Source organism: [Phormidium] sp. LEGE 05292 (assembly GCF_015207735.1).
Classification (GTDB): Bacteria; Cyanobacteriota; Cyanobacteriia; order Cyanobacteriales; family Aerosakkonemataceae; genus Floridanema.
Map to the genome: position 1 here is coordinate 42,115 of NZ_JADEWG010000009.1, position 20,948 is coordinate 63,062.

Here is a 20,948-nt window from a genome sequence, read left to right on the forward strand (position 1 = left end):
GATAGCGGATTAATTATGAGTAATAGTGAACCAAAAAAGCCAATTCAATTACCTGTTTCTCGGTGGCATTCTGATAACTTAGGTGACTTACTAGCAGATGGTACAGTAGATATTGATGAACTGTGCGGACAAGCTGTTATTGCCGAACAAAGGGAAGCAGCTTGGTTGGAAGAACAAAGAGCGTTTGAAGAATGGTTAGAACAGAATCCACCACCTGAAGGAAGTTCTGTTAATAATGATGATTTTTGAATTAGCAGCACAAAAGATTGGGGTGTCGGGTGTCGGGTGTCGGGTGTCGGGAAAAATTTTGGACTTACCCTATTGGAGGAGGAACGATTGATAATGGTTTTGTGCTGGTTAATTGACTAAATCTTCCCCACACCCCACACCCTATCTCCTAACACCTTCACTGATACTTTGCTTGGGCTTTTTTGTAACCCATTTGGTAGAAAGGATTCTCCGATTGCGAGGGAATCCCTAAATCTCCATCTACTTTACCTTTGTCATAGTAATACCAATCATTACTATGCCATAAGTTTTGATTTTGAATCCTTTCTGCAATCGGTAGAATTTCGCGTTCTACTGGTTCTGTTGCTCGGTCAACGTAGTGGAATTCTTCGTAATATTCGGGATACATGAAGAGGGTTTGGTGTAATTTTCCCTCTTTGATAAGCGTGAGCTTTAATAAATTTCATATTTATTGCATGATAAATATTTTCTTATGATAACTTTCAGCAGACTATGGACACTTTAGAAAAAAAATGTCGGCACGGGAATTTTTGATTATTTGATTCGTGCTGGTGGCTAGTCAGAGCAAGTTATGTTGATTCACTAAGATACCATCCAGCCGGAATTACTTCAAAATTCCATTCATCTTGGAAAATAAACATTCGCTTGATAATCTCTGATGGAGGAACTGAATCTTGATTATTTGCTTGCCAATCTTTTCTGTCTATTGTTCCCATCACCAAATAATCGTTGCCTACGATTTGAGGATTTGTTGAACTGAATCCAAAAGCCATTAACGATTCTATTTCCTGCTTTTTAGCAATAATCAAATCACAGTTGGCACAGTATTTACATTGTTTATTGAGCAAAAACAACTGCTGTGGTTTGATATGAATAACCAAGATAAATTTGCGAACTTTAGTTTTTGTTTCACATTTTGGGCATTTAGTAAACGCACAATCTGTATAGGGATTGAGAAAAAATTTGTGTTTTTTCGGGGGAGTTTCTCCTGAAGATTGTTTTGGCTTTTTTTAGGCATCTGACCAACTCTCCAGCAACAGCAAACAGTAGAATATTACTACAACTAACAGTAAAGATAGACAATCCCAGAACTTCTGTATACTAGAAGTCATAGGATTGCCAACCCAGTTCTGGAGAACTGATTAACAGCGAAATTGGGCTTTATTCATCAACAGCAAATGCAGAAGTATCCACCGTTTGTGGTGCAATCACATTTGTCGTTGCCTCATCAAGAGTATCAGCAGCTTTGAGAAGATGTTTACTAAAGTTAGCTGCTTCACCTGCTAAAGTCCATAATTCCTCTTGTTTATCTAGAGATATGAACTTACCAACCGGATTAATTTGATTAGGAATCGCCACCATTTCTGGGATTGCTACCCAAGATTTCTTATCACCATTAGGTGGTTCCAATGATGGTTTAAAAGTGGGATGGAAAACTGTTAAGCAGTGGAATCTATCATTCAGACTGCGATATCCAGTTCCCATTGCTTTGGCATAAGCGATTTCCATCTGCACTTTAAATTGATTATACGCTTCACCAAATCTGGCAGCTGCCACCCCATGCACTGATAACACCAAAGGTACAGAATGCAGAAAACAGTTATTGTCGTCTACTAAATAAATAATGTAAAACGAGCGCAAAGTTGCTGGTTTCTTGGGGTCAGAATTAATCTCTTCATATTTAGCACGACCTTCTGCTGTTTCGTAGTTAGCAACAATTTCTCCAGTTTCTCGCATTTGCACATAACGGTCAGATTTAGCCAAAATGTGCATTCGTGGCGATTTGAATAGCACTCCTTTTTCTACTGTACCGCTAGAAAAAGTATGTTCGTAATTTGCTTCTTCACCTCGCCAATCAATTAATGCTAAATTCTTCTCTTTGATGAACAATCCCACCGAAGTTGGTGTCTTTTCATTGAGGATTTGACAGATAGCTAAGGTAGTTAATTTACCACTAAATTCGGCGGCAATAAACTGTGTTAAACGCGGGTCAATTGTTGTTTCATCAACTGTATTTTCTGTAGCAGTTACAGGTTCGGTTGTCTTGCTGTTTTTTGTAGGCATAAGTCGTTAAAGAGAAAAACTTCTTTCATCTACGTGCGTTAGCACTTCTAGGGGCAGGGAGTAATAGTTATGAGTTTTAAGTTTTAAGTTTTAAGTTAAAAACTCATAACTCAAAACTCAAAACTTAAAACTTATTGACCTACCCTCTGCCCCCTTAAAACTCGTTATCAGCTAATTGACCATTCTTGGGCAGTTGTTCTTGCAATTTTTGAATCTGCCAATGCCGAATTTTAGTTTGTAGTTCTTGCAAAGCTACTACTAAAGCTTGGACAGTTGGCAAATTCTCTGGCACAAACTGAATGATGATTGATTCATTTTGGTTATGCAGATACAAATTAACTGTATTATCTGCGGTAATACAGCTAGTGCAACTGTTGGATGTTAAACTAATGAAAGTAGTTTTAGAAATGTTCATTTCTTACCTCTAGAAGACTTAGTTAAATGACGAAATCGGACGTGCTTTTCTGTAGTAATCTGGGCAAATTTACTGACATCTTCACCTGCTTTATGAGCCGCCATAATTTCGGAATTTTTGGCACTAACTTTCACGGCTTGAAATTCGGGAGGCAAGCTTTCAGGTTCTACTGTCAGCACAACAGAAGGTGGACTATTTTGAAAATCAATCCGCCGCTCTGTGCCTACCACTTGCTCTGGTAACAATCCGAGTTTGTACAATCCCAACAAGTAAGCTTTCAGACTGTTCAATTGATTACGTCGTCTTTGAATGATGTTTGTATACAACTGGGTAATTCGCTTCACTCTTTCTTCCCAGATTTCTAAATCCAACTTCAATTGGTCAGCAACAAAAGCAATAGCATCTATCTTGGCTTCACTAGCATTCTGGATGTCTAATAGTTGGGAGTAAACATCAGTTAAATCTGTATCTTCTGGACAGTTTTCCAGTTGTTGCCATAGTTCAGCAGCACTAATAGATAGCTGTGCTAAAGTAGCACGATTGATGTTAGTTTCACTCAAAGATGAGGTGGCATTCATAGGAATATATTCCGTTGTTCATGGTTACACTAAGCGGTCGGCATACAGGAATTGGTCGTGATAATATTCCTGTTCTGCTAACATCTGAGCTTCCATTTCTACTAATGCTTGGTATTCTGGCGATTGCGGGTCATCAATAGCAGTTAACCATTGACTATCTAATTCGTCGTACCACTGATTAAGTGCCGTTTCTTCTTCTGTTGTTAATGGTGCAATTGTGCTTTCTCCAACAGGTAAAATGCTTTTTGATAACATATTATTCACACTCAATGACTTCACTTTTCTGAAGAGCGTGAGCGGTTTTTTCTTTGATGAGTTTCCACAATTTTCTCCCAACTACATCTTCCGCGACCTGGGATAACTGTTAATTGATTGCGCTTGTAAGGTAAAATCAAATTGCTGTTGGGTACGAGTCCGTTACGTTTGGGAAAATAGATTAAATAATCACCTGTTTTTTGGCAGTATAAATCTACCACGCCCACCGTACCTGTTAAATCGATAAACTGATAGCCATCATAACCTTTGACCTGAACTTTTGTGCCAACTTTGAGTACAGAAAAGTTGATTTCCAGTTGAATAAATTGTGGCGGCTTCATTCAGATATTTTTATGTAATTCTTTTCTTTCCTCACGTCAGTGAAAGAATTATGTTTGATGCGAGATATCTTTACTTAATGCCATATTCAGTTTCGAGAAAAGCTAACAAACGTTTTTGTTTTGATGTTAGACTTGCCGGATTAGACAACCTGGCAAATGCTTCCAATGCTGCTGCATGAGTTGGGTCAAAATCCTGATAAACTTTGTTCGCTAGCTGACGAATTCGCTGAGATATTACGGCGGCATCAGCTTCAGAAGCGTTCTCAATTGGTTCTAAATGTTCCGGTTTCATCATCACTATGAATTAATCTTTTGAATGTAAGCTTTCCATATATTCTAAATAATCTAACTGCCTAGAAGTAAATAAAACTTGTTGTTGCATAAAATTTAACATAGTTACTTCCAATTCATCCAATTGAGCCATGCGGAGTCGGAGAATTCGCTCTGCTACTTCTGGCAACTGACTTAATTGTTCATCAGCTAAATCGACTGATTTTAAATCACTAGATTTTACATTAATTACCTCAACTCCCATATTGACTTTTATCCCCATGTTATTTGACTGTACTACTCCCCAAAATCCATTCCATTTTCTTTCAGGAATTCCCGCTTTCTCTTGCCAGGTTATATTGATGAAAACTACATCGCCTACCGCCAAAGATTTTATCCCATCTACTTCTGGGGAAGTTGTGTCAGAATTTTCCACTGCCAAATCAGAGTCGAATGGCTTTTGGGACATTAGTTTTGTTAACTTTAATTTGCCACCCGTATGAGCAGATAATATTTGCTGACGCTTTTGGGATGGTTGTTTGAGCAGTTGGTAAGCTGCATCTACACTTTGAAGATTTAACACCTGACGCAATGCAAGAGCCACTTCTGAGTTACCTTGGCTGAACTCGCTATCGATTAAATCTACCACCTGAGAAGCTTTCGAGTAAGTACGCGCTTTCATACCAACACGAGCAGATACCCGCTCCCTCGTTTTTCCTGTCTCCCGACCTTGTGGCAAATTTGCCACAAGGTCGGATGTTTTTCTTCGCCGATGATTTCCCGCCAGTTCGACTTGCCTTTTTTTGGCCTTCTCCCTTTCCACAACCTCCCAAGCTTTTCCTTCTCTCACCTTTTGCTCCACAGTCTTTTCCCGGCTAGCATTTTCTAAAAGTAATGCCTCCAATTCCTCTGCTTCCGTCTGAAACTCCCTAACTTCCACTCCTACAGAATGCCATCCTAAAGTTAGTACTGCCTTCCATCGACGATGACCAGAAATAATGGTTCTATTGGGAGTAATTACCAACGGTTTTACCCAACCAGAAGACTCAATTAATGCCACTAATTCAGAAATATCTTCCTCTTCTCCATAAATAAAAGCATTACGAGGATGCGGTTGCAGGGTATGAGGATCTACCCCAAACGTAGATTCAGAGGCAAGATTAGCAGCATTAGGCAGTGCAGAATGCAAATTTTTCTCCTGACAAAACTTGTACTCAAGTAATTATTAAAAAAAAGCTTTCCGGCAATTCTGATTTCATTTTCTTACAAGTGTACACTATATTTTACACTTGTAAACAAGAGAGATTAGTTCTTCATACAACACAGGCTTTTGGACGCAAATGAGGAATTTATGGCAGAATAAGACGTACTTGGTTATCGAAAGGGAAGGTAGCTGGTGAGATCTCTCCCAAGTCGGCAACTACTTTTGAGTTGTCTAATTGAGCAACTTTTACGTGAAGGAAGCTGGAATCAGACTTCCCTTAGTCGAGCTTTGGGAGTTAGCAATGCAACTGTGAATCGGTGGCTTAATGGTGTAAATTTACCAGACCCTACTTCAAATAATTTTAAAGTTTTAGCGCAAGTCAGCGGCGGTACACCAGAAACCTTACTGACTTATTTAGAGGGAAAAATCTCTTTACAAGAGTATCGACAAGGAGCGGGTATTCCTGAGTGGCAAAGACGTAAGCCAACTTTAGAAGAGATTTTGGCAGATATTTCCTTGCTGGAACCAACAGAGATTGTCTCTTTAATTGCATCCTCTGCTGCACTCTTAGCTAATAAGAGTATATCTGCTAGTTAAACCTACTTAAATCCCAGAATCGATTCGAGCCAAATAAAACAACGTGCCAATGCTAATTCTAGTAGGATGAAAAGTAGCCCATTTTTGCGTACATTCACCAGGCTGATATTTTGATGATTGTTGACTCCACCAATCCCACTCTGGTAACAACGATGGCGAGTAAGAATGTAATGCCATGCCAATCCGAATCCACTCATTGTAATCATCTGCTCTCCAAGGTGCTAGTTGAGCTAACAAAGCAGCGATTCGCTGATTCTTAACTGTCAATTGCGGTGCAGACTTAGAAGATTTTGGGATTAACTGATTCAACCATTTAGGAACAGTAGCAACTGTGCATTCTACCGGACTAACTACCCAACGATATCTCCCAGTCTGAGGATGCACAGAAGGTGGTAAAACTGACATCATCCCCGCACCTCTAATTTCTAAAGCTTCACCTGACATTGGTGCTTTAATGCGCCGCGATCTAATTTCAGTACCATCAGGAATCGAAAATAGGTACTGACAACGCCCTGGTTTACCGCTAGTAAATGCGACAGTTTGTGGCATATTTCCCTTGGTGATTGTTTGTAATACCTTCATTGCCGAACTACCATCAACATCTAGAGCAACCATTCCCCGACCTGTTAATACACCTATTCCTTGAGGATAAACACGCACTTGATTACCTGCTTGATTGCGAACTTTTACTCCACCTGTTGATTGCAATTGTCCGATTAATTCATCTTTATGAAATGGGTTTTGTTGCCATTTGTAGCCTAAAGGTTGTTTATTTCCATTAGTCGGCACAATTGACCAACTACTAGGAATCAACGACAGACCTTGTAACAACCTTTGTGTCAGATTGTTAGTCATTGGGTTGAATACATTTTAATTGAAGTGAAAATTAGCAGCCAAAATTAGCTAAAACTATAATTCTGGCTGCTGATGAATTGCTACCTAATGCTTGATTTCAATCGGCATCAATACTTGAGTTGTCGGAATCAAGCTTTCTACTGGCGAGATAATTATGGGAGTAGTTGGTTCATCCAGTAGCAATTCTACCCAAGCAGTATCCAATTTTTTCAAACCTTCTAGCAGATACTTAATATTCAAACCAATCCGTAAACTTTGACCAGTCACCAATGCTTCTATTACCTCAACACCACTACCCCAATTTGCTGTTTCGACAGTTAATTGTATTGATTGTTCTGATTGATTGATATCAGCCACAACCACATAATTCTTATCAGTAAGCACTGCCAAACGCTCCAACAAACTTATCAACTGCTTGCGTTCAAAACGAACAGTTGTTTGTTGTTGTTGAGGAATCAACTGTCGATACTGAGCATATTCCCCAGCTAATAATCGCATGACTAACTCGGTTGTACCAATCGTTAACCAAGCTTTGCTTTCATCAAATGCTAAACTGATAGTATGAGCAGTAGTTTCTGAGAGAATCCTTTCTAATTGTTGTAATTTGCTAGCTGGGATAGTTACACTGAACTCAGGAATAGCTTCATCTTCAACATAAGGGTTAGCGATAGTAGCAAATGCCAACCTGTGACTATCAGTAGCAGCTAATTCAATGCTATCTGCATCAAATTGTAAATGAACCCCAGTGAGTACCTGTCTTGTTTCCTCCGTAGCTGCTGCAAACAACACATAACGTAATGCAGTTGCTAATAACAATGGTTTCACCTGAAAGCTATGGTTATTAGCATCTAGTGCAGGTAATGTAGGAAAATCATCTGGATTTGCACCTCTGATTTGGTATTTACCACTAGCACAAGACAAGCTGACAACTGATTTAGCATTAGCTGTAATTGTTAGTTTACCAACTGGTAAGCGAGAGGTGATACTTTGTAATAGTTTGGCTGGTAGTATCACCATCCCTTGATGTTCTACATTGGCTTCACAACTAACTGTAATTCCTAAGTTATAATCAAATCCAGTTAGCTTTACTTGCCCGTCGATTGCTGCAATTAATACATTCCCTAAACTAGGATGAGTAGGTTTAGTCGGAACTGCTAATAGGGCAGTTGATAGTTTAGAATTAAATGTTTCTACCTCTACTTCAAATTTAAGTTTAACTTCATCGCTAGAGGTTGATTGACTATCAACTTGGCTAATTTCGGCCTCAGCAATTGTTAATTCTTCATCTTCAACAGGGGATGGAACTACTTCGTTAACAGTAGGCTTTTCTAGAACTTGTGTGGGATTTTTCCGAGGCATAAGTTAAGAGAAATAACTATCACATTCTCCTAGCGTTAGCTAGAAAGATTTGTGATAGTTACTCGTTCAACCTGCAATAGTATTTGCTAATGTAATCTCCCAAATTAAGCGATTTTGAGCTAATTTTAGGAGTGCATCTTTAGCTTGGACAAGTTTTTCTATTAAGTCAACCCGGTGATAGGAATGCCACCACAAGAATTGCAGATAATCAATTAACCATAATTGCTGAGAGTGTTCTAAACTATGGTCAATTGTTTTAGCCAATGACAATGCTGCCCTTAAATTGGATGGTAAACTACTACATTGTTGGATAACTTCTTCAGGAATTGATTGCAGCATTTGATAAGATGAAATTGCTGCACCAGGACTTCCCTGTGCCATGTTGAGTAACATCGGGTCATCCAAAATATGCTGTTCTCCGACTTGGGTTAAAACTCGAGCAAAATCATCATCCGATAACCGACGGAAAGGAATTAACTGACACCTAGATACAATGGTTGGTAATACTTCTTGAATCCGAGAGGTAAGCAAGATAAACAACGTATTGATTGGTGACTCCAATGTTTTTAGTAATGCTGATGCTGCTTGATGATTTAAGCTATGTGCTGATTCTATAACGACAACTTTTTGTGCGGCAATTATTGGTTGAGTAGCGGCAAATTCCACTAATTCTCTCACCTGAGAGATGCGAATTACTGGTGCAGTTTTCCGGTAAATTCCATGCGCGATAGCATCGGTTTGGGTTAGCAGTTTATCTAGCTGTTGATAGGTAGGCATCACCCATAAGATATCTGGATGTTTGTTGCTAGAAAGTTCAGCAATATCAACCGATGTTTGTGCAGACATTAACAATGCTTGAATTAAACATTTGGCAGCCAAACGCTTACCTATACCATTTAAACCAGCAAACAGAAAAGCATTAGGGATGCGCTTACTATTAATGCTGGCTTTGAGTAGTTTGATAGCTGTTGGTTGACCAATTACTGAACTGAAATGTTGGCAGTTGACTGTTGTTTCCATAACTCAAATGCTTGCCAATTTCTAGGATTATTGGGGTCTTTTTGGGTTTGTTCGTAAGCAGCATTTATGGTAGAATTGTCATATAATTCTAATGCTGCTCTCATTCCCACATCAATAAATCTTTGATAGCACTCCTCACTCCAAATCGTACTCTCAGCAATGGCAGCTAATAACAACAGAATTTCTCCGCCACATTCTTCCGATTCTAAATACTCAATAGCTGAGAGTAATTTCGCTTTCGGAGAGGTGGGATAAGGTGGCAGAAAGTAAGTGATGTGACTCATTCAATCCTCCTAAATCTTGCATATTTTCTGGATTTGAAAGCTGAGCGAATTTCGCGCATCCTGACCGCTTTTGAGCATGATTTCTAACTCTAAAAGACCCGATAAAGCATCTTTTAATTGCTCGATTGTGCAATTTTGAGTTTCCTGTTTCAGGTAATAAATGCGATTAGGATTCCCGATTTCTGCTTCGGATGCAATCAACTGGTTAGATGCACCTTGTTGTGTCATCAGCTTCACCCATAACCAAGTGCGAAATTGAGTTACCAGCGTAGCAACTATTCTCAAACCAGGTTCGTTACTATTGAGCAAATCATTCACGCAACTAAGTGCAGCTGGTAGATTTCTTTGCAGAATAAAGCTAGCCAATTTGAGACTGCTACTAGTATTAGCAGAAACCAAGGTTAAGACATCTTCTATTTCAATTGTTCTATCACCTACATAAAGGCTTAACTTTTGTAATTCCGAGTGCAATAATCGAGTATCGTTTCCTACGGCTGCTACTAATGCTTCAATTGCTTGAGAACTAAGATTAATGTTGAGTGATGATGCTATTCTCTGCACGTTTTGTGCTAGTTGTTCGGTTGCCCAGATGGGAATGATAGGATACTCTTTAAATTGGGCATACTTCTGCAATAATTTGGTTGATTTAAGCCTGCTATCTGGCTTGGTTTTACTAGTCAGTAATAGAGTATTAGTTGCAGATAAATTCTTCAGGCAATTTGACCAAGCTTGCAGTTGATTTTCACTACATTCTCCTCGATTATCTTGTAACCAAACTAAACGACCTCCTTCACCCCAAGGACGAGTCATAACAATGGTGATTCCTGTCATTAATGCTTCGGGACTAGGAGGGATTTTGGTGTAGTTAAAGTTTAACCAGTTGGGATGACAAATGCTAGACCGCAGTTGGTTAATTTCCAGGGAAGTAGCAAATTCATCTTCTCCATATAAAACGATTACTGGCATAGAAAATACCCTCTTGGTGGACGTGCTTCTCTAATGCGATAAATTTGATGTAAGGGATGGGGTTCGATTTTATCGATGATTGCCAAATAACATTTAACATCACTTCCTTTTGATGCTGTTACGTACAATTCTTCTGGCATCCGAATACTGATTCCTCCTACCAATTCAAACCATTTCCTAAACTTTTGGTAATATCCCTGTTTCGCTTCAAATGCAGCATTGCTCATCAAAAATACCAGTCGTCCACTTGGAGCTAAACAGTGATAATAAGCATGGGTAATGTGCAATTCCTGTGCTGGAAATGGGGGATTGGCAATAATTCTTGAATAAAGCTTGCTGGGATAATAAGTTAAGAAGTCATCCCAAACTACTAAATATCCTTTGAGCGTAAGGATTAGCTGATTGAGGTAAAATTGTTCTACACAATGCAAGTTTGAACTACATTTTTGGATGTACTCGCAGAGGATACCAGCACCAGCACTCGGTTCTAATACAGTTGCATTTGGCTGGATATTTGCCTTGTTTACCATTATTTCCGCAACCCATCTGGATATGGGATAGAAATAGTTAGAATGAGGAGCAACCAGTAATGCTTCTTCTTCTAGTAACTTCAAATTTTCAATTGAAACATTCCCTAAGTGTTCATTCACTTATTTATTCGCGTTAGCGAAATGTTTGATGATGTTGATAGCTGTACCAAAAAGTCGTAAGCTAAAAGCTTGTAACCTACAAATGAGTAGAATATGGCACAATACGAACGTTTAATTTTAATGGCAGAAGATGAATTGATTCAGTACAGTACCGATGCTCGAAAAATTGAAAAACTCCGCCAAAAAATTGGCTTATCTGTCACCCCAACTGAACAAAAGCAAGTCAAAGAAGCATTACTTGCTGAAATGCCAACAGATTTTTTGAGTCAACTGGTAGAAAAACAACGTCAGACTGTAGCTTTACCATTCTGGGGTATAGCAGGCTTGGGATTACTATTTGGTATTTCTCTCTCCCAACCTCTTGATTATATTGCCACTATTGCAGGTGCTGCAATCGCCATCGCCGTGCAAAAATGGGGATGGCGATTGCAAGCTAAACGTTTAGTATTGCAAACTCTAGAAGATATCGAACAATTAACTCGTAAACCAGATTAAAATAATGACAGTTGGGTGTAATTTCTTTCCTTGTCAGCATCCAAAACTGTTCTAATTTCATTTCGTTTTTTTGCCATCAAATTCAGGTAGTAATTCACCGCATATTCTCCGGCTGCTGTTACTCCATTCATCCCCTGGTAAAATGTGACAATATCCCCTGGTTTACCTAAAGCTAACAAAACTTTTTCATTAGCTCTAATCTTGCGAGTAATTTGGATTTCTTCTAGTGGCAGTTTACCAGATAAAATCACTTTTTCCAGTTGTTGATAATATGCTTCTGCTGCTGTTTCTGATTCTATGAAATGAGTCAGGTAGTTAACTGGGAATTCCTTTTCTAAACGAGAGCGATCGCGTTTTTTCCAAATCCCTTTTTTTGTTATACTACCATCATGATGCCACAATATATAATTTTTAGCACCTTTGCTGGGAACAAACATAGCTAAAGCTGTTGTTTCTAACTCAATATTAATCCCAGAAGGCATCGCATCAGATACCGTTTGCCAAACTAATTGGGGTGTGGGATGGCTAAAGAATACCCCATCAGTATCCGATTCAATTTGAATGGCATCAACCGATTTGAGTACCGATATAATATGCTGAAGAATCCGCCTACCATAAGCTGTTACCAATGCCGCTGCTGCCATATCATTAAAGCCAACTCCACCCGTACCATAAAAGCCAAATAAGGAATTGATTAACACTTTTAGCGCACTGTCAGCTTGTTTAGCTACCATGTCACCAAGTTTCCCTTTAGCTTTAAGTTTCAGCCTTTCTTTGGTTAAGTAATCCAGAATATCTAAAGCAACTCTTTTGTCATCTTTTTGCGAACAAATGCCATATTTGAGCATTATTGAAGGGTAGAGGCTCGACACATCAATTTTGACAATATTACGGTACAATCCCGGTACTGAAATTACCAATCCGCCGACAAATTTCACCTTCAAGTCAGCTTTTGGTTTAACATCAGGATAAAACGATTGTAATACCCGTTGCCATTTAGTCGCATTACCAGCCAGTGCTAATTGTTGCAAATTCATTCCCGCTACAATCAACGATTCATACCAATAGCTAGGAACTAACTGTTCGGCAATTAATTTAGTATCCTCTAAATCAAATTGCAAATATTGTTGAATAGTTAACCATCCTTGACTTCCCTCTCCTTGCTGCCAACATTCTTGAATTTGATTGTAGGATAGAGTTAATCTCCGTTCTTTCCTCAATCCCATTTCTAGCACCACATTTTTTAGAGAATAAGAAGGAGTCAAAGATTTGGTAATAAAATCCCAGCGCAATACGCAGATATAAACATCTACATGATTGCTATTTTTATAGCTGACTTCATTAACTTTAATCGGCGTACCAAAAGTTTGAGCACTGGGAATTTGACGAGAAGAAGTTGAAAGCTGGAAATGATGTTTGATATTTAACAAATTCAGCCTGGTAATGATGAATGGTAAATCAAAAGCCATGCCATTGTAAGTTAACAACACTTCAGGATTGACTGATTCTAAATAAGCTAAAAACTCTTGCAATAAATACGCTTCATCTGCGTGCATAAAGATTTGTACATCCAATGATTCTCTAAGACAACCAATCGCAATAATTCGTTCTTTTGTAGCATCTAAACCTGTAGTTTCGATATCTAGAATCACCTGACGCAGTTGATTGTATGGTTTAAGTTGAACAGTTGGGAACCATTCATGTTTTGCTGTATTGTCAGTATAAAAGATATCAAGTTCCTCTTCTTGGACAATCATTTCTTTACCAATTAACTGACAAAATTGACGATGGTCGTACATATTTTTTATTCCTCCAATGCTAAATGAAATTAGGCTGAAGCTAATTACTTCAGTCTGAATTGTGGTTATAAAGAAGCGTAGATTAACTGATTAATTGCAGACGAGTATTAGTACCAACTGCTTGCGATAATGCTGACTCCAAACGTGCAACTGGAACTTTATTCTTTAATGCTTCCGAACTAATTTTGATAGTAGCAGTTCCCGCTTCTAATGCTACTAATTTTCCATGCTGTTGCAGCAATGCCTTGATACTAAGTGGCAATTGTTTTAGTGTTTGCGTCCAGATATCTGTTGACGAAGATTGCTGATTGACAGTAGGATTTTGATTCCCTACTGTCAACAATCCAACCAACGTGATTTCTAACCATAAATGAGGACAGTTAGAACTTTTCAGTTGTGCTTCTGTAGCACGCAGATATTCTTGACCTGCTAAAATATCAGCTACTTGCCAACTAGAAGCATTTGCACATAACTGCTGCCAAGTTGCTGCGGTACAAGCTGCTAAATCTTCCCGATTAGGTGCAGTTTTAGCAATTAACAAATCGCGGTAAAATCCAACTAAATCTTGTAAAATAGTTAGAGGTTCTCGTCCGCTTTCTATTAATTGCCGACTTCGGTCAATTAACTTTTCTGGGTTATTGCTAATTACTGCTTCCAGCATTGCCAATAAATCATCTTCTGGTACTGCACCAACTAACTCCCAAATTTGTTCTTTGCTAATTTCACCTGATAGTAAGCTTAATTGTTCTAGCAAACTTTCAGCATCTCGCATTCCTCCTTGTGCGATTTGACCAATTAATGTTAATGCTTCATCTGTAATATTGATATCTTCTGCTGTAGCAATATAACGCAGATGATTGACCATTGCTGTCAATTCTATGCGTCGGAAATCGAATCGTTGACAGCGAGAAATGATTGTAGCTAAAACTCGTTGCGGGTCAGTAGTGGCTAACACAAATACTACTGCATTTGGAGGTTCTTCTAGTGTTTTGAGTAAAGCATTCATCGCCGCACTAGAAAGTCCATGAACTTCATCAATCACATATACTTTATAGCGACATTGTGCGGGAGTAAATTGGCTAGCAGAGATAATTTCTCGGACATTTTCTACTCCGGTATGACTAGCCGCATCAATTTCAATTACATCTAAGCATGACCCTGATGCTATGCTTTGACAAATCTCACATTTACCGCATGGTGTTGCCGTTGGTTGTTCGCTTGCTTGGCAGTTGAGAGATTTAGCTAGTATTCTAGCACTAGAAGTTTTTCCTGTTCCTCTAGAACCAGTAAATAGATATGCAGGTGCTATTTGTTGGCTATTGATGGCATTAGTTAAGGTAGTAGCAATTGCATTTTGACCTACTAATTCGGCAAAGGTTTGGGGACGATATTTTTGATGAAATGGGATGTACATTGCTGTGGTGTTGTGAAATTAATACTCGGATGGCAACAGTAGGATTTGGTCGGCTAAGAACAACTTGATAGTAGTTAATGGGAAGTCTGTATAAGGAATGTTTTGGGTAACTACTGGTTCGTTGTTACTATCTGATTGGCAAGTGAGAACAGCAGATTTATCTGGTGCTACTGTTAATTGCCAAAGTTGAAATTCGGCTAAATCTTGTTGGCAAAGTAGCTGTGGGGTTTGATAGGAAGCAATGGCATCTAGTAACCAAAATGCTTGTCCTTGCGTTGTTAAATACTTGACTCCATCGGTATAATAAATATTGCCCAAAGAATGCTGATAAATGTTATCAGTTCCGGTAAAGGCATCTAATTCTGCTTGGGTTAAAGCCATCAGTTTTACTCCTTTAATTCTCACCTCTTATGGCGTTAGCCGGAGCAAAACTGGAATTGATGGGATGACAAATTGGACAAAATCTTCGGCTATTTTTCTGGCGTTTGAGTGTTCTTTCTAAAGAACGGTCTCCAATCCAAACTTCTGCTAATCTAAAAGTTATTCCCCGTTCTTTTGCTACTTGACACAGCCTCGCACCTCGACCAAGCCGATGTTCCCTAATTCTTTCATCCAAATCTTTGGCATATCCTAAATAATGTTGAGTTGGTCTAGTAGGATTGATGCGTCGATCGAAATGTAGTAAATAAACCATGCGAAAGTATCAACAAAATCATCAATTCCTCTCAGTGCGTGAGCAACAAAAAAACATAGCTTCTTTAGTATTTGGAAACACTACAATTTCAAAGAGAGTAGAAGTTGTTTTAGGGAGTGAAGTATGGCAACTTATTTAGTCACGGGTGCTAATCGGGGAATTGGTTATGAATACTGTCGTCAATTGCAACTACGAGGTGATGTTGTGATTGCTGTTTGCCGTAGTGCTTCTGAAGAATTGAAACAGTTAGGGGTGCAGGTTGAAGAAGAAATTGATATCACCTCTGATGCTTCGGTTGCAGATTTAGTCACTCGCATGGGTGATACGAGGATTGATGTGTTGATTAACAATGCGGGAATTATCAAGCGCGTCACATTAGAAGAGTTGGATTTTGATAACATTCGGGAACAGTTTGAGGTAAATGCTTTAGGAACCTTGCGAGTTACTCATGCACTACTACCAAATCTCCATGCAGGTTCTAAGATTGTGATTATGACGAGTCGGATGGGTTCAATAGGGGACAATACCTCTGGTAGTTCTTATGGTTATCGGATGTCAAAAGTAGCATTGTCAATGGCTGGCAAATCGCTCTCTCACGACCTCAAAGGACGTGGAATTGCAGTGGCGATACTGCATCCCGGTTTAGTGCAAACTCGCATGACCAATTTTACATCTGGTGGCATTACGCCGGAAGAGTCGGTGAAGGGGTTGTTGGCTCGGATTGACGAGTTAACCCTGGAGAATACAGGCACCTTTTGGCACGCTAATGGTGAGGTGCTGCCGTGGTAGGTGAATGACGCAGATTGGAAGGAGTGGGAGCTATCCTTTTACAAGCGATTTTCCAGAAAAACTCCGTGTTCTCACGAGTCATGGCAGGATGTTGTGAAGTACAGACCTTTTTGAAATAGATGTTTAAATTATTGAATAGAATTTAAACATAGCAGTATAATCCTTAATGTGCAGTGATATAGAGGGGATTGCTGTGGTTAGTGGGTTCACTCGTCAGGAAACTCTAGCTCTAACTGGGATAAGTTCGGGTAGATTAAGCTATCTAGACCGGACAGGGCTTGTTGTGCCTGAAAAGTTTGGCAATCCCAAGCACCCCAAAGTTGTATATAGTTGGCAGCAAGTTCTGGAAATAAAAACGATCGAACGGCTGCGGGAAAAACTATCACTTCAGGAAATCCGTAAGGTACTTGAGTTTTTGAAGCTGAAGGAGCATAAGCCCTCATTCTTTGCTCATAGCCTTGTTTTCGTTAACTCACAGCTTTATTTGATTGAAGATCTGAAGGACTTTGGGTTGATAGTCTTAGAAGCTTCTGGTAGTAACCAGGGACAGGTTGTGATTCAGGAAGTTGGGCCCGTTGGTGATGTAATAGCTGAATTATGGAAAGAGGCGCAGAAACATCATGTATTAGATTTTGATAAGCGTTCTGGAATTTCGTTGAATGACACTACCTATCAGAAGATTGTCGTTGGGGAGGTTAACTAGCGATGTCTTCCAGATCTACTACAGAGATTCTATATCAGCGTGTGATGGAGGAAACAGGCTTCTACAGGAATGGTGTGCCTACTTCAGGTGTGATAGAAGCTGAATCTCTCCGTAATAATAATCAACAGCTTGAGAAGCGGATTAAATACAGCGCTGTTATCGATCCAAATCAAATTAATGCTACGGCTATATTTGAGTTGTCTGGATCGCCCTGCATTTATTTCACTCAGCTAGATCGATCCGATCCCGATCCTAGAGAGTTAGCACGTTTGCACAAACTGTCTTGGAATCATGGTTTAGCACCGATGCTGTGGGTGGTGACACCTACAAATGTGCGCCTGTATAACTGCTACTCCGAGCCTACAGAAGACGATCCTAATCGTAATTTAATTAAGCTTTTTGAAAATACCGAAGCAAGCTTGAAGCAACTCAACGAACACGCTAGTCGGCTTCAGATTGAATCTGGAGAATTTTGGAAATGGCAGAATGCAAGGCAGATCGATCGCAAGAAACGAGTCGATCGAGTTTTAGTAGAAGACTTACAAGAAGCTGAGAAGAAGCTCAGAGAACAAGGGCTGGAATCTCAAGTCGCTCATGCTCTTTTAATGCAATCTATCTTTGTTGCTTATCTTCAGGATCGAGGCATTTTAGATGCAGAATTCTTCCAGTCTCACTTCAACGTAGATAGCTTTATCGATTTGTTGGATGACTCATCAGCCACTAGCAGACTGTTTGAATGGCTACAGGTGACATTCAATGGAGATATGTTTCCAGTAGCCTCAAGTCGTTTCCAGAATTCTTATAAAGCAAAACATCTTGAAACTATTAAAGACTTAGTAGGTGGCACGATAGATATCAAAACAGGTCAAGGAAGGCTTTGGCGTTTTTATGATTTTAAAGTGATTCCTGTTGAACTCATCAGTTCAATCTATGAAAACTTCCTCTACTCCAAAGACTCCAAAACAGCCGAAGAAACGAGCGTACACTATACACCTGTTAATTTAGTTGATTTAGTGCTGGATGAGGTTTTTCAGAAACTTGATGGTGGTGCCAAAATTTTAGATCTAGCATGTGGTTCAGGTTTATTTTTAGTTGAGTCTCTTCGGAGATTAGTAGTAAAACGTTGTGTGAGTGGAGAAGAACCATCTCGACAGCTTATTCGTGAAACTCTATACAATCAAATATATGGTGTAGATATTGAACCACAAGCAGTTCAGATTGCTGCATTTAGTTTATATCTCACAGCTTTAGAACTTGATCGAGAATTAGAACAATACAAACACCTATTAAGTAACTTAAAATTTCAGCCTTTAATAGGGAGAAATCTATTCTCTTGTGATGCTTTTGATGATAAAGCTGCCTTCAACAGTGTAGAGGCTCTTGCCAATAAAAAAATTCACGCAATTGTAGGAAATCCTCCTTGGACTAAATCGAAGTTTACGAAGTCAGCTTCAAAATATTGCCAACGTAAACGCCCTGAACAAGGATATCCAAAAGGGTATCCTTTAGCTTATGGCGATCCACCCGATCAAGCATTTCTGTGGCGTGCTAGTGACTTTTCAAATGAAAATACACAAATTGGGCTAATTTTACATGCGAGAGCGTTTTTCAGTAATTTCTCAGAAGCTAAAGAAGCAAAAGAAGCTCTTTTAATGCACTTTAAGCCGAGAGTAATTATCAACTTGTCCAAACTGTATAGAGAAAACTTATTTCCTAATTCCGAAGCTCCGGCACTTATTTTAATTGCAGAAGGATATCGTTCAGAAGCGAGGGATTTTTGTTATTTTGTTTGTCCACAGCGTTCTGTAGATTATAGAAAACATGGAATTCTAGAGATTGGGGCTGAAAATATTAAAAAGTTGCCAGTTTCCGGTGTGGCATCAGATGCCGATATGCTCAAAATTGCCACATGGGGAGGTGCTAGAGATTTAGCACTAATTCAAAGATTAAGAGAATCATTTCAAAGTATTGAAAAAGTAGCAGAAAAGCCTTTTAGAAATGGATTCAAGCTGGGTAATTGTAGTCAAGAAGTACCACAAGCATTCAAGAAAAAAAAATGGCTCCCTTCGGGAGTAATGCCAAAATATAGAATTGATGCAGCTACATTAGATGTTCTTCCATATAGCAGATTGGAAGCTCCAAGAGACTATCAAACCTACAAAGCTCCGTTAGTTATAGTCCCTGAGAAAGTCGAATCAACAGGGATTTTTTCGGCTTTTAGTAGCGAAGATATTGTGTATCCGAAGAGTTATTATGGGCTTTCAATTTCAGAAGACTCTAAATCTTTGGCTCACTACCTAAATGGCATTATTAACTCTTCCTTAACAAGTTATTTTTTGTTTATGACAGCCTCATCATGGGGAGTCGCTCGTAAGACACTGATGATGCAGGATATAGCGCGTCTTCCTGTTCCTTCTCCTACTGAAAGTAATGCACATATTGTTTCTCAAATCATTGACTTGGAGAAGCGATTGATTGAGCATCATAATACTCCTACCCATTTAAAGGTAAAGAAAAAGCTTGATGATGCTGTATTTAGTCTTTATGGTTTAGATGAGACAGAGCAAATTTTAGTCAATGATGCTGTCAGCATAACCATTGACTTGTATATGAATCGAGAAGAATCAGCAGCCTTACAACGACCCCAGATTTCTGAATTAGAGCTATACGCCATAAAACTCATTAGCGTAATTCAACCCTTTCTCCAAACTTTGCGCCAAAGGGTATTAGTAGCTGATGTTATAGAGGTTAGTAAATCACCTTTACAAGTAGTTAAGTTTAGCTTCGTACCTGCACCTGGACGAGAGCAAATTGTTCAGACTACTCAAGTTCAAGAGTTAAAAACGATTCTGAATCGAATTGCTGAACAGTTGCCGAAACAAATCGCCGAGCGAGTTTATACACGCCGAGATTTGCGAATATATACTAACCAAGATATTTACATCATAAAACCTGCTCAGAAACGCTATTGGAGCCGCTCTGCTGGTCTAAATGATGCTGACCTTATTTTGTCTGAACATTTGAGGGTAAATCGTGCTGCCATTGGATGAATCTAATGCTGTTGGTCAACCTGCTCTTATTCTTAGACAGGACATTATAATTACTGTCCTTTTGTTAATTAGGGAAGGTTGGATGCAAGTTTGTCAAGCAGGCGAAATAAGCGTTACTTCGGATGAAGACACGATTGCAGGAGCTTTGCATAACGAGATGTGGGCTGCGAAGAAACGTCTCGGAATTGCTGGACCACCACTAATTGTTAATGAACCAGCATCAAGAGCGTCTACAGAAAGCTTGAAACCAGATGGGTTTATTGATTTCAAGATGTTTTATGGATGGGGAACACAGGAAGATTATTTTGGTATAGAGTGCAAACGAATTAGTAGCACAGGAACAGATAGGTATTTAGCGACAGAGTACATCAAAAATGGAATAATGCGATTTATCACTGGCATCTATAGCCCAGGTCATGACTTTGCAGCAATGGTTGGTTTTGTCATTGATGGGAAAATGATGAATTGCGTTGATTTGGTTCGAGAACGATTAAGTAAATATAGTAACGAAACTTGTATGGAACAAGATTGGGCAATTGAACATGATTTCGGCTTACAGAATGACCTTTATAGAACTTTTCACCGCCAGCATGGACAAAGCTTTCTCTTCAGGCTTCTTCACTTATTTCTGGTCATTGATTGAGTATGTATTCCAAAAGCCCGATCGCATTTCCCCCCCCCTTCAACTAACTCGCTTCCTCCATATCCTCCAATCCAGAGGGTAACTTAAGATTTCGCATTATACTTTCCATCCTTTAAACCTCTCTCATAATTCCTAAAAATAAGGTTTAAACCCTTATATTATCATGGTCAAAATTTAATTTTTCTTCTTCCATACGACTAATTCCCAATGACAGATGCCACACTCCGAATCAATCTCTAAAGTTAAGAAAAACT

Annotated in this window: 25 protein-coding genes and 1 pseudogene; 7 read left to right on the plus strand and 19 right to left on the minus strand. The window is 39.1% G+C overall.

From position 1 onward, the window contains the following. The first annotated feature begins 15 nt into the window (after nt 1–15). Entirely contained in the window at nt 16–249 is a 234-nt protein-coding gene (locus IQ264_RS04615) for a hypothetical protein (RefSeq protein ID WP_193979074.1), read from the plus strand. Between the two features lie 157 nt (nt 250–406). Here IQ264_RS04615 and IQ264_RS04620 read toward each other — a convergent pair whose 3' ends face one another. From IQ264_RS04620 to IQ264_RS04660, 9 genes are all read right to left on the minus strand, one after another. Further along, nucleotides 407–637 carry a hypothetical protein gene (locus IQ264_RS04620; protein ID WP_193979076.1) on the minus strand — a complete coding sequence of 77 codons (231 nt, stop codon included), beginning with the start codon at nt 635–637 and terminating at the stop codon, nt 407–409. A 181-nt stretch (nt 638–818) separates the two neighbouring features. Next, nucleotides 819–1,097, minus strand: a complete 279-nt coding sequence (locus tag IQ264_RS04625; RefSeq protein ID WP_228061288.1) for a hypothetical protein — start codon at nt 1,095–1,097, stop codon at nt 819–821. Nucleotides 1,098–1,410: 313 nt separating this feature from the next. Beyond that, nucleotides 1,411–2,313 carry a DUF5895 domain-containing protein gene (locus IQ264_RS04630; RefSeq protein WP_193979079.1) on the minus strand — a complete coding sequence of 301 codons (903 nt, stop codon included), beginning with the start codon at nt 2,311–2,313 and terminating at the stop codon, nt 1,411–1,413. Nucleotides 2,314–2,467: 154 nt separating this feature from the next. Beyond that, the gene (locus IQ264_RS04635) at nt 2,468–2,728 is read right to left on the minus strand and encodes a hypothetical protein (protein ID WP_193979080.1); all 261 of its coding nucleotides are present in this window, start codon (nt 2,726–2,728) and stop codon (nt 2,468–2,470) included. Continuing rightward, nucleotides 2,725–3,306 (minus strand): siphovirus Gp157 family protein, encoded by a 582-nt coding sequence (locus IQ264_RS04640; RefSeq protein WP_193979082.1) that lies wholly within the window; start codon nt 3,304–3,306, stop codon nt 2,725–2,727. The genes IQ264_RS04635 and IQ264_RS04640 overlap by 4 nt, the downstream gene beginning before the upstream one ends. 24 nt (nt 3,307–3,330) lie before the next feature. Next, nucleotides 3,331–3,561: a hypothetical protein gene (locus tag IQ264_RS04645; RefSeq protein WP_193979084.1), complete on the minus strand. Its 231-nt coding sequence runs from the start codon at nt 3,559–3,561 to the stop codon at nt 3,331–3,333. Nucleotides 3,562–3,581: 20 nt separating this feature from the next. Next, nucleotides 3,582–3,902, minus strand: a complete 321-nt coding sequence (locus IQ264_RS04650; protein WP_193979086.1) for a hypothetical protein — start codon at nt 3,900–3,902, stop codon at nt 3,582–3,584. A gap of 70 nt (nt 3,903–3,972) precedes the next feature. Then, nucleotides 3,973–4,197: a hypothetical protein gene (locus IQ264_RS04655; protein WP_193979088.1), complete on the minus strand. Its 225-nt coding sequence runs from the start codon at nt 4,195–4,197 to the stop codon at nt 3,973–3,975. 9 nt (nt 4,198–4,206) lie between these two features. Beyond that, the gene (locus IQ264_RS04660; RefSeq protein WP_193979090.1) at nt 4,207–5,361 is read right to left on the minus strand and encodes a ParB/RepB/Spo0J family partition protein; all 1,155 of its coding nucleotides are present in this window, start codon (nt 5,359–5,361) and stop codon (nt 4,207–4,209) included. A gap of 207 nt (nt 5,362–5,568) precedes the next feature. Here IQ264_RS04660 and IQ264_RS04665 point away from each other — a divergent pair, with 207 nt between their 5' ends. Next, entirely contained in the window at nt 5,569–5,973 is a 405-nt protein-coding gene (locus IQ264_RS04665; protein ID WP_193979091.1) for a helix-turn-helix domain-containing protein, read from the plus strand. A gap of 6 nt (nt 5,974–5,979) precedes the next feature. On the opposite strand, the gene IQ264_RS04670 is transcribed toward IQ264_RS04665, so the two are convergent. From IQ264_RS04670 to IQ264_RS04695, 6 genes are all read right to left on the minus strand, one after another. Continuing rightward, nucleotides 5,980–6,828, minus strand: a complete 849-nt coding sequence (locus IQ264_RS04670; protein ID WP_193979093.1) for a bifunctional DNA primase/polymerase — start codon at nt 6,826–6,828, stop codon at nt 5,980–5,982. 84 nt (nt 6,829–6,912) lie between these two features. Further along, complete coding sequence (dnaN, locus tag IQ264_RS04675; protein WP_193979095.1) at nt 6,913–8,187, minus strand: DNA polymerase III subunit beta; 1,275 nt, start codon at nt 8,185–8,187, stop codon at nt 6,913–6,915. 66 nt (nt 8,188–8,253) lie between these two features. Continuing rightward, complete coding sequence (locus tag IQ264_RS04680) at nt 8,254–9,207, minus strand: DNA polymerase III subunit delta' (RefSeq protein ID WP_193979097.1); 954 nt, start codon at nt 9,205–9,207, stop codon at nt 8,254–8,256. Next, the gene (locus tag IQ264_RS04685) at nt 9,168–9,491 is read right to left on the minus strand and encodes a hypothetical protein (RefSeq protein WP_193979099.1); all 324 of its coding nucleotides are present in this window, start codon (nt 9,489–9,491) and stop codon (nt 9,168–9,170) included. The genes IQ264_RS04680 and IQ264_RS04685 overlap by 40 nt, the downstream gene beginning before the upstream one ends. 9 nt (nt 9,492–9,500) lie before the next feature. Continuing rightward, nucleotides 9,501–10,457, minus strand: a complete 957-nt coding sequence (holA, locus tag IQ264_RS04690) for a DNA polymerase III subunit delta (protein WP_193979101.1) — start codon at nt 10,455–10,457, stop codon at nt 9,501–9,503. Beyond that, a complete protein-coding gene (locus IQ264_RS04695; RefSeq protein WP_193979104.1) occupies nt 10,448–11,107 on the minus strand; it encodes a hypothetical protein in 660 nt (219 codons plus the stop codon). Before IQ264_RS04695 ends, holA begins: the two co-directional genes overlap by 10 nt. A gap of 93 nt (nt 11,108–11,200) precedes the next feature. On the opposite strand from IQ264_RS04695, the gene IQ264_RS04700 reads away from it, so the two are divergent. Further along, entirely contained in the window at nt 11,201–11,602 is a 402-nt protein-coding gene (locus IQ264_RS04700; RefSeq protein WP_193979106.1) for a hypothetical protein, read from the plus strand. Here the strand turns inward: IQ264_RS04700 and IQ264_RS04705 are convergent. The 4 genes and pseudogenes from IQ264_RS04705 to IQ264_RS04720 form a co-directional block, all read right to left on the minus strand. Continuing rightward, nucleotides 11,599–13,401 (minus strand): 3'-5' exonuclease, encoded by a 1,803-nt coding sequence (locus tag IQ264_RS04705; RefSeq protein WP_193979108.1) that lies wholly within the window; start codon nt 13,399–13,401, stop codon nt 11,599–11,601. The two genes, IQ264_RS04700 and IQ264_RS04705, sit on opposite strands and share 4 nt — an antisense overlap. Before the next feature lie 91 nt (nt 13,402–13,492). After that, nucleotides 13,493–14,815 (minus strand): annotated as a pseudogene (locus tag IQ264_RS04710) (DNA polymerase III subunit gamma/tau); the annotation flags it as partial. A gap of 18 nt (nt 14,816–14,833) precedes the next feature. Beyond that, a complete protein-coding gene (locus tag IQ264_RS04715) occupies nt 14,834–15,196 on the minus strand; it encodes a DUF6876 family protein (protein WP_193979111.1) in 363 nt (120 codons plus the stop codon). A 13-nt stretch (nt 15,197–15,209) separates the two neighbouring features. After that, nucleotides 15,210–15,509 carry an endonuclease gene (locus tag IQ264_RS04720; protein ID WP_193979113.1) on the minus strand — a complete coding sequence of 100 codons (300 nt, stop codon included), beginning with the start codon at nt 15,507–15,509 and terminating at the stop codon, nt 15,210–15,212. 123 nt (nt 15,510–15,632) lie between these two features. Here IQ264_RS04720 and IQ264_RS04725 point away from each other — a divergent pair, with 123 nt between their 5' ends. From IQ264_RS04725 to IQ264_RS04740, 4 genes are all read left to right on the plus strand, one after another. Then, the gene (locus tag IQ264_RS04725; RefSeq protein WP_193979115.1) at nt 15,633–16,298 is read left to right on the plus strand and encodes an SDR family oxidoreductase; all 666 of its coding nucleotides are present in this window, start codon (nt 15,633–15,635) and stop codon (nt 16,296–16,298) included. 193 nt (nt 16,299–16,491) lie between these two features. Beyond that, nucleotides 16,492–17,001, plus strand: coding sequence for a MerR family transcriptional regulator (locus IQ264_RS04730; RefSeq protein ID WP_193979117.1), 510 nt, complete (start codon nt 16,492–16,494; stop codon nt 16,999–17,001). Between the two features lie 2 nt (nt 17,002–17,003). Then, entirely contained in the window at nt 17,004–20,051 is a 3,048-nt protein-coding gene (locus IQ264_RS04735; RefSeq protein WP_193979119.1) for an HsdM family class I SAM-dependent methyltransferase, read from the plus strand. Next, the gene (locus IQ264_RS04740) at nt 20,035–20,694 is read left to right on the plus strand and encodes a hypothetical protein (RefSeq protein ID WP_193979121.1); all 660 of its coding nucleotides are present in this window, start codon (nt 20,035–20,037) and stop codon (nt 20,692–20,694) included. The genes IQ264_RS04735 and IQ264_RS04740 overlap by 17 nt, the downstream gene beginning before the upstream one ends. Nucleotides 20,695–20,948: the final 254 nt, after the last annotated feature.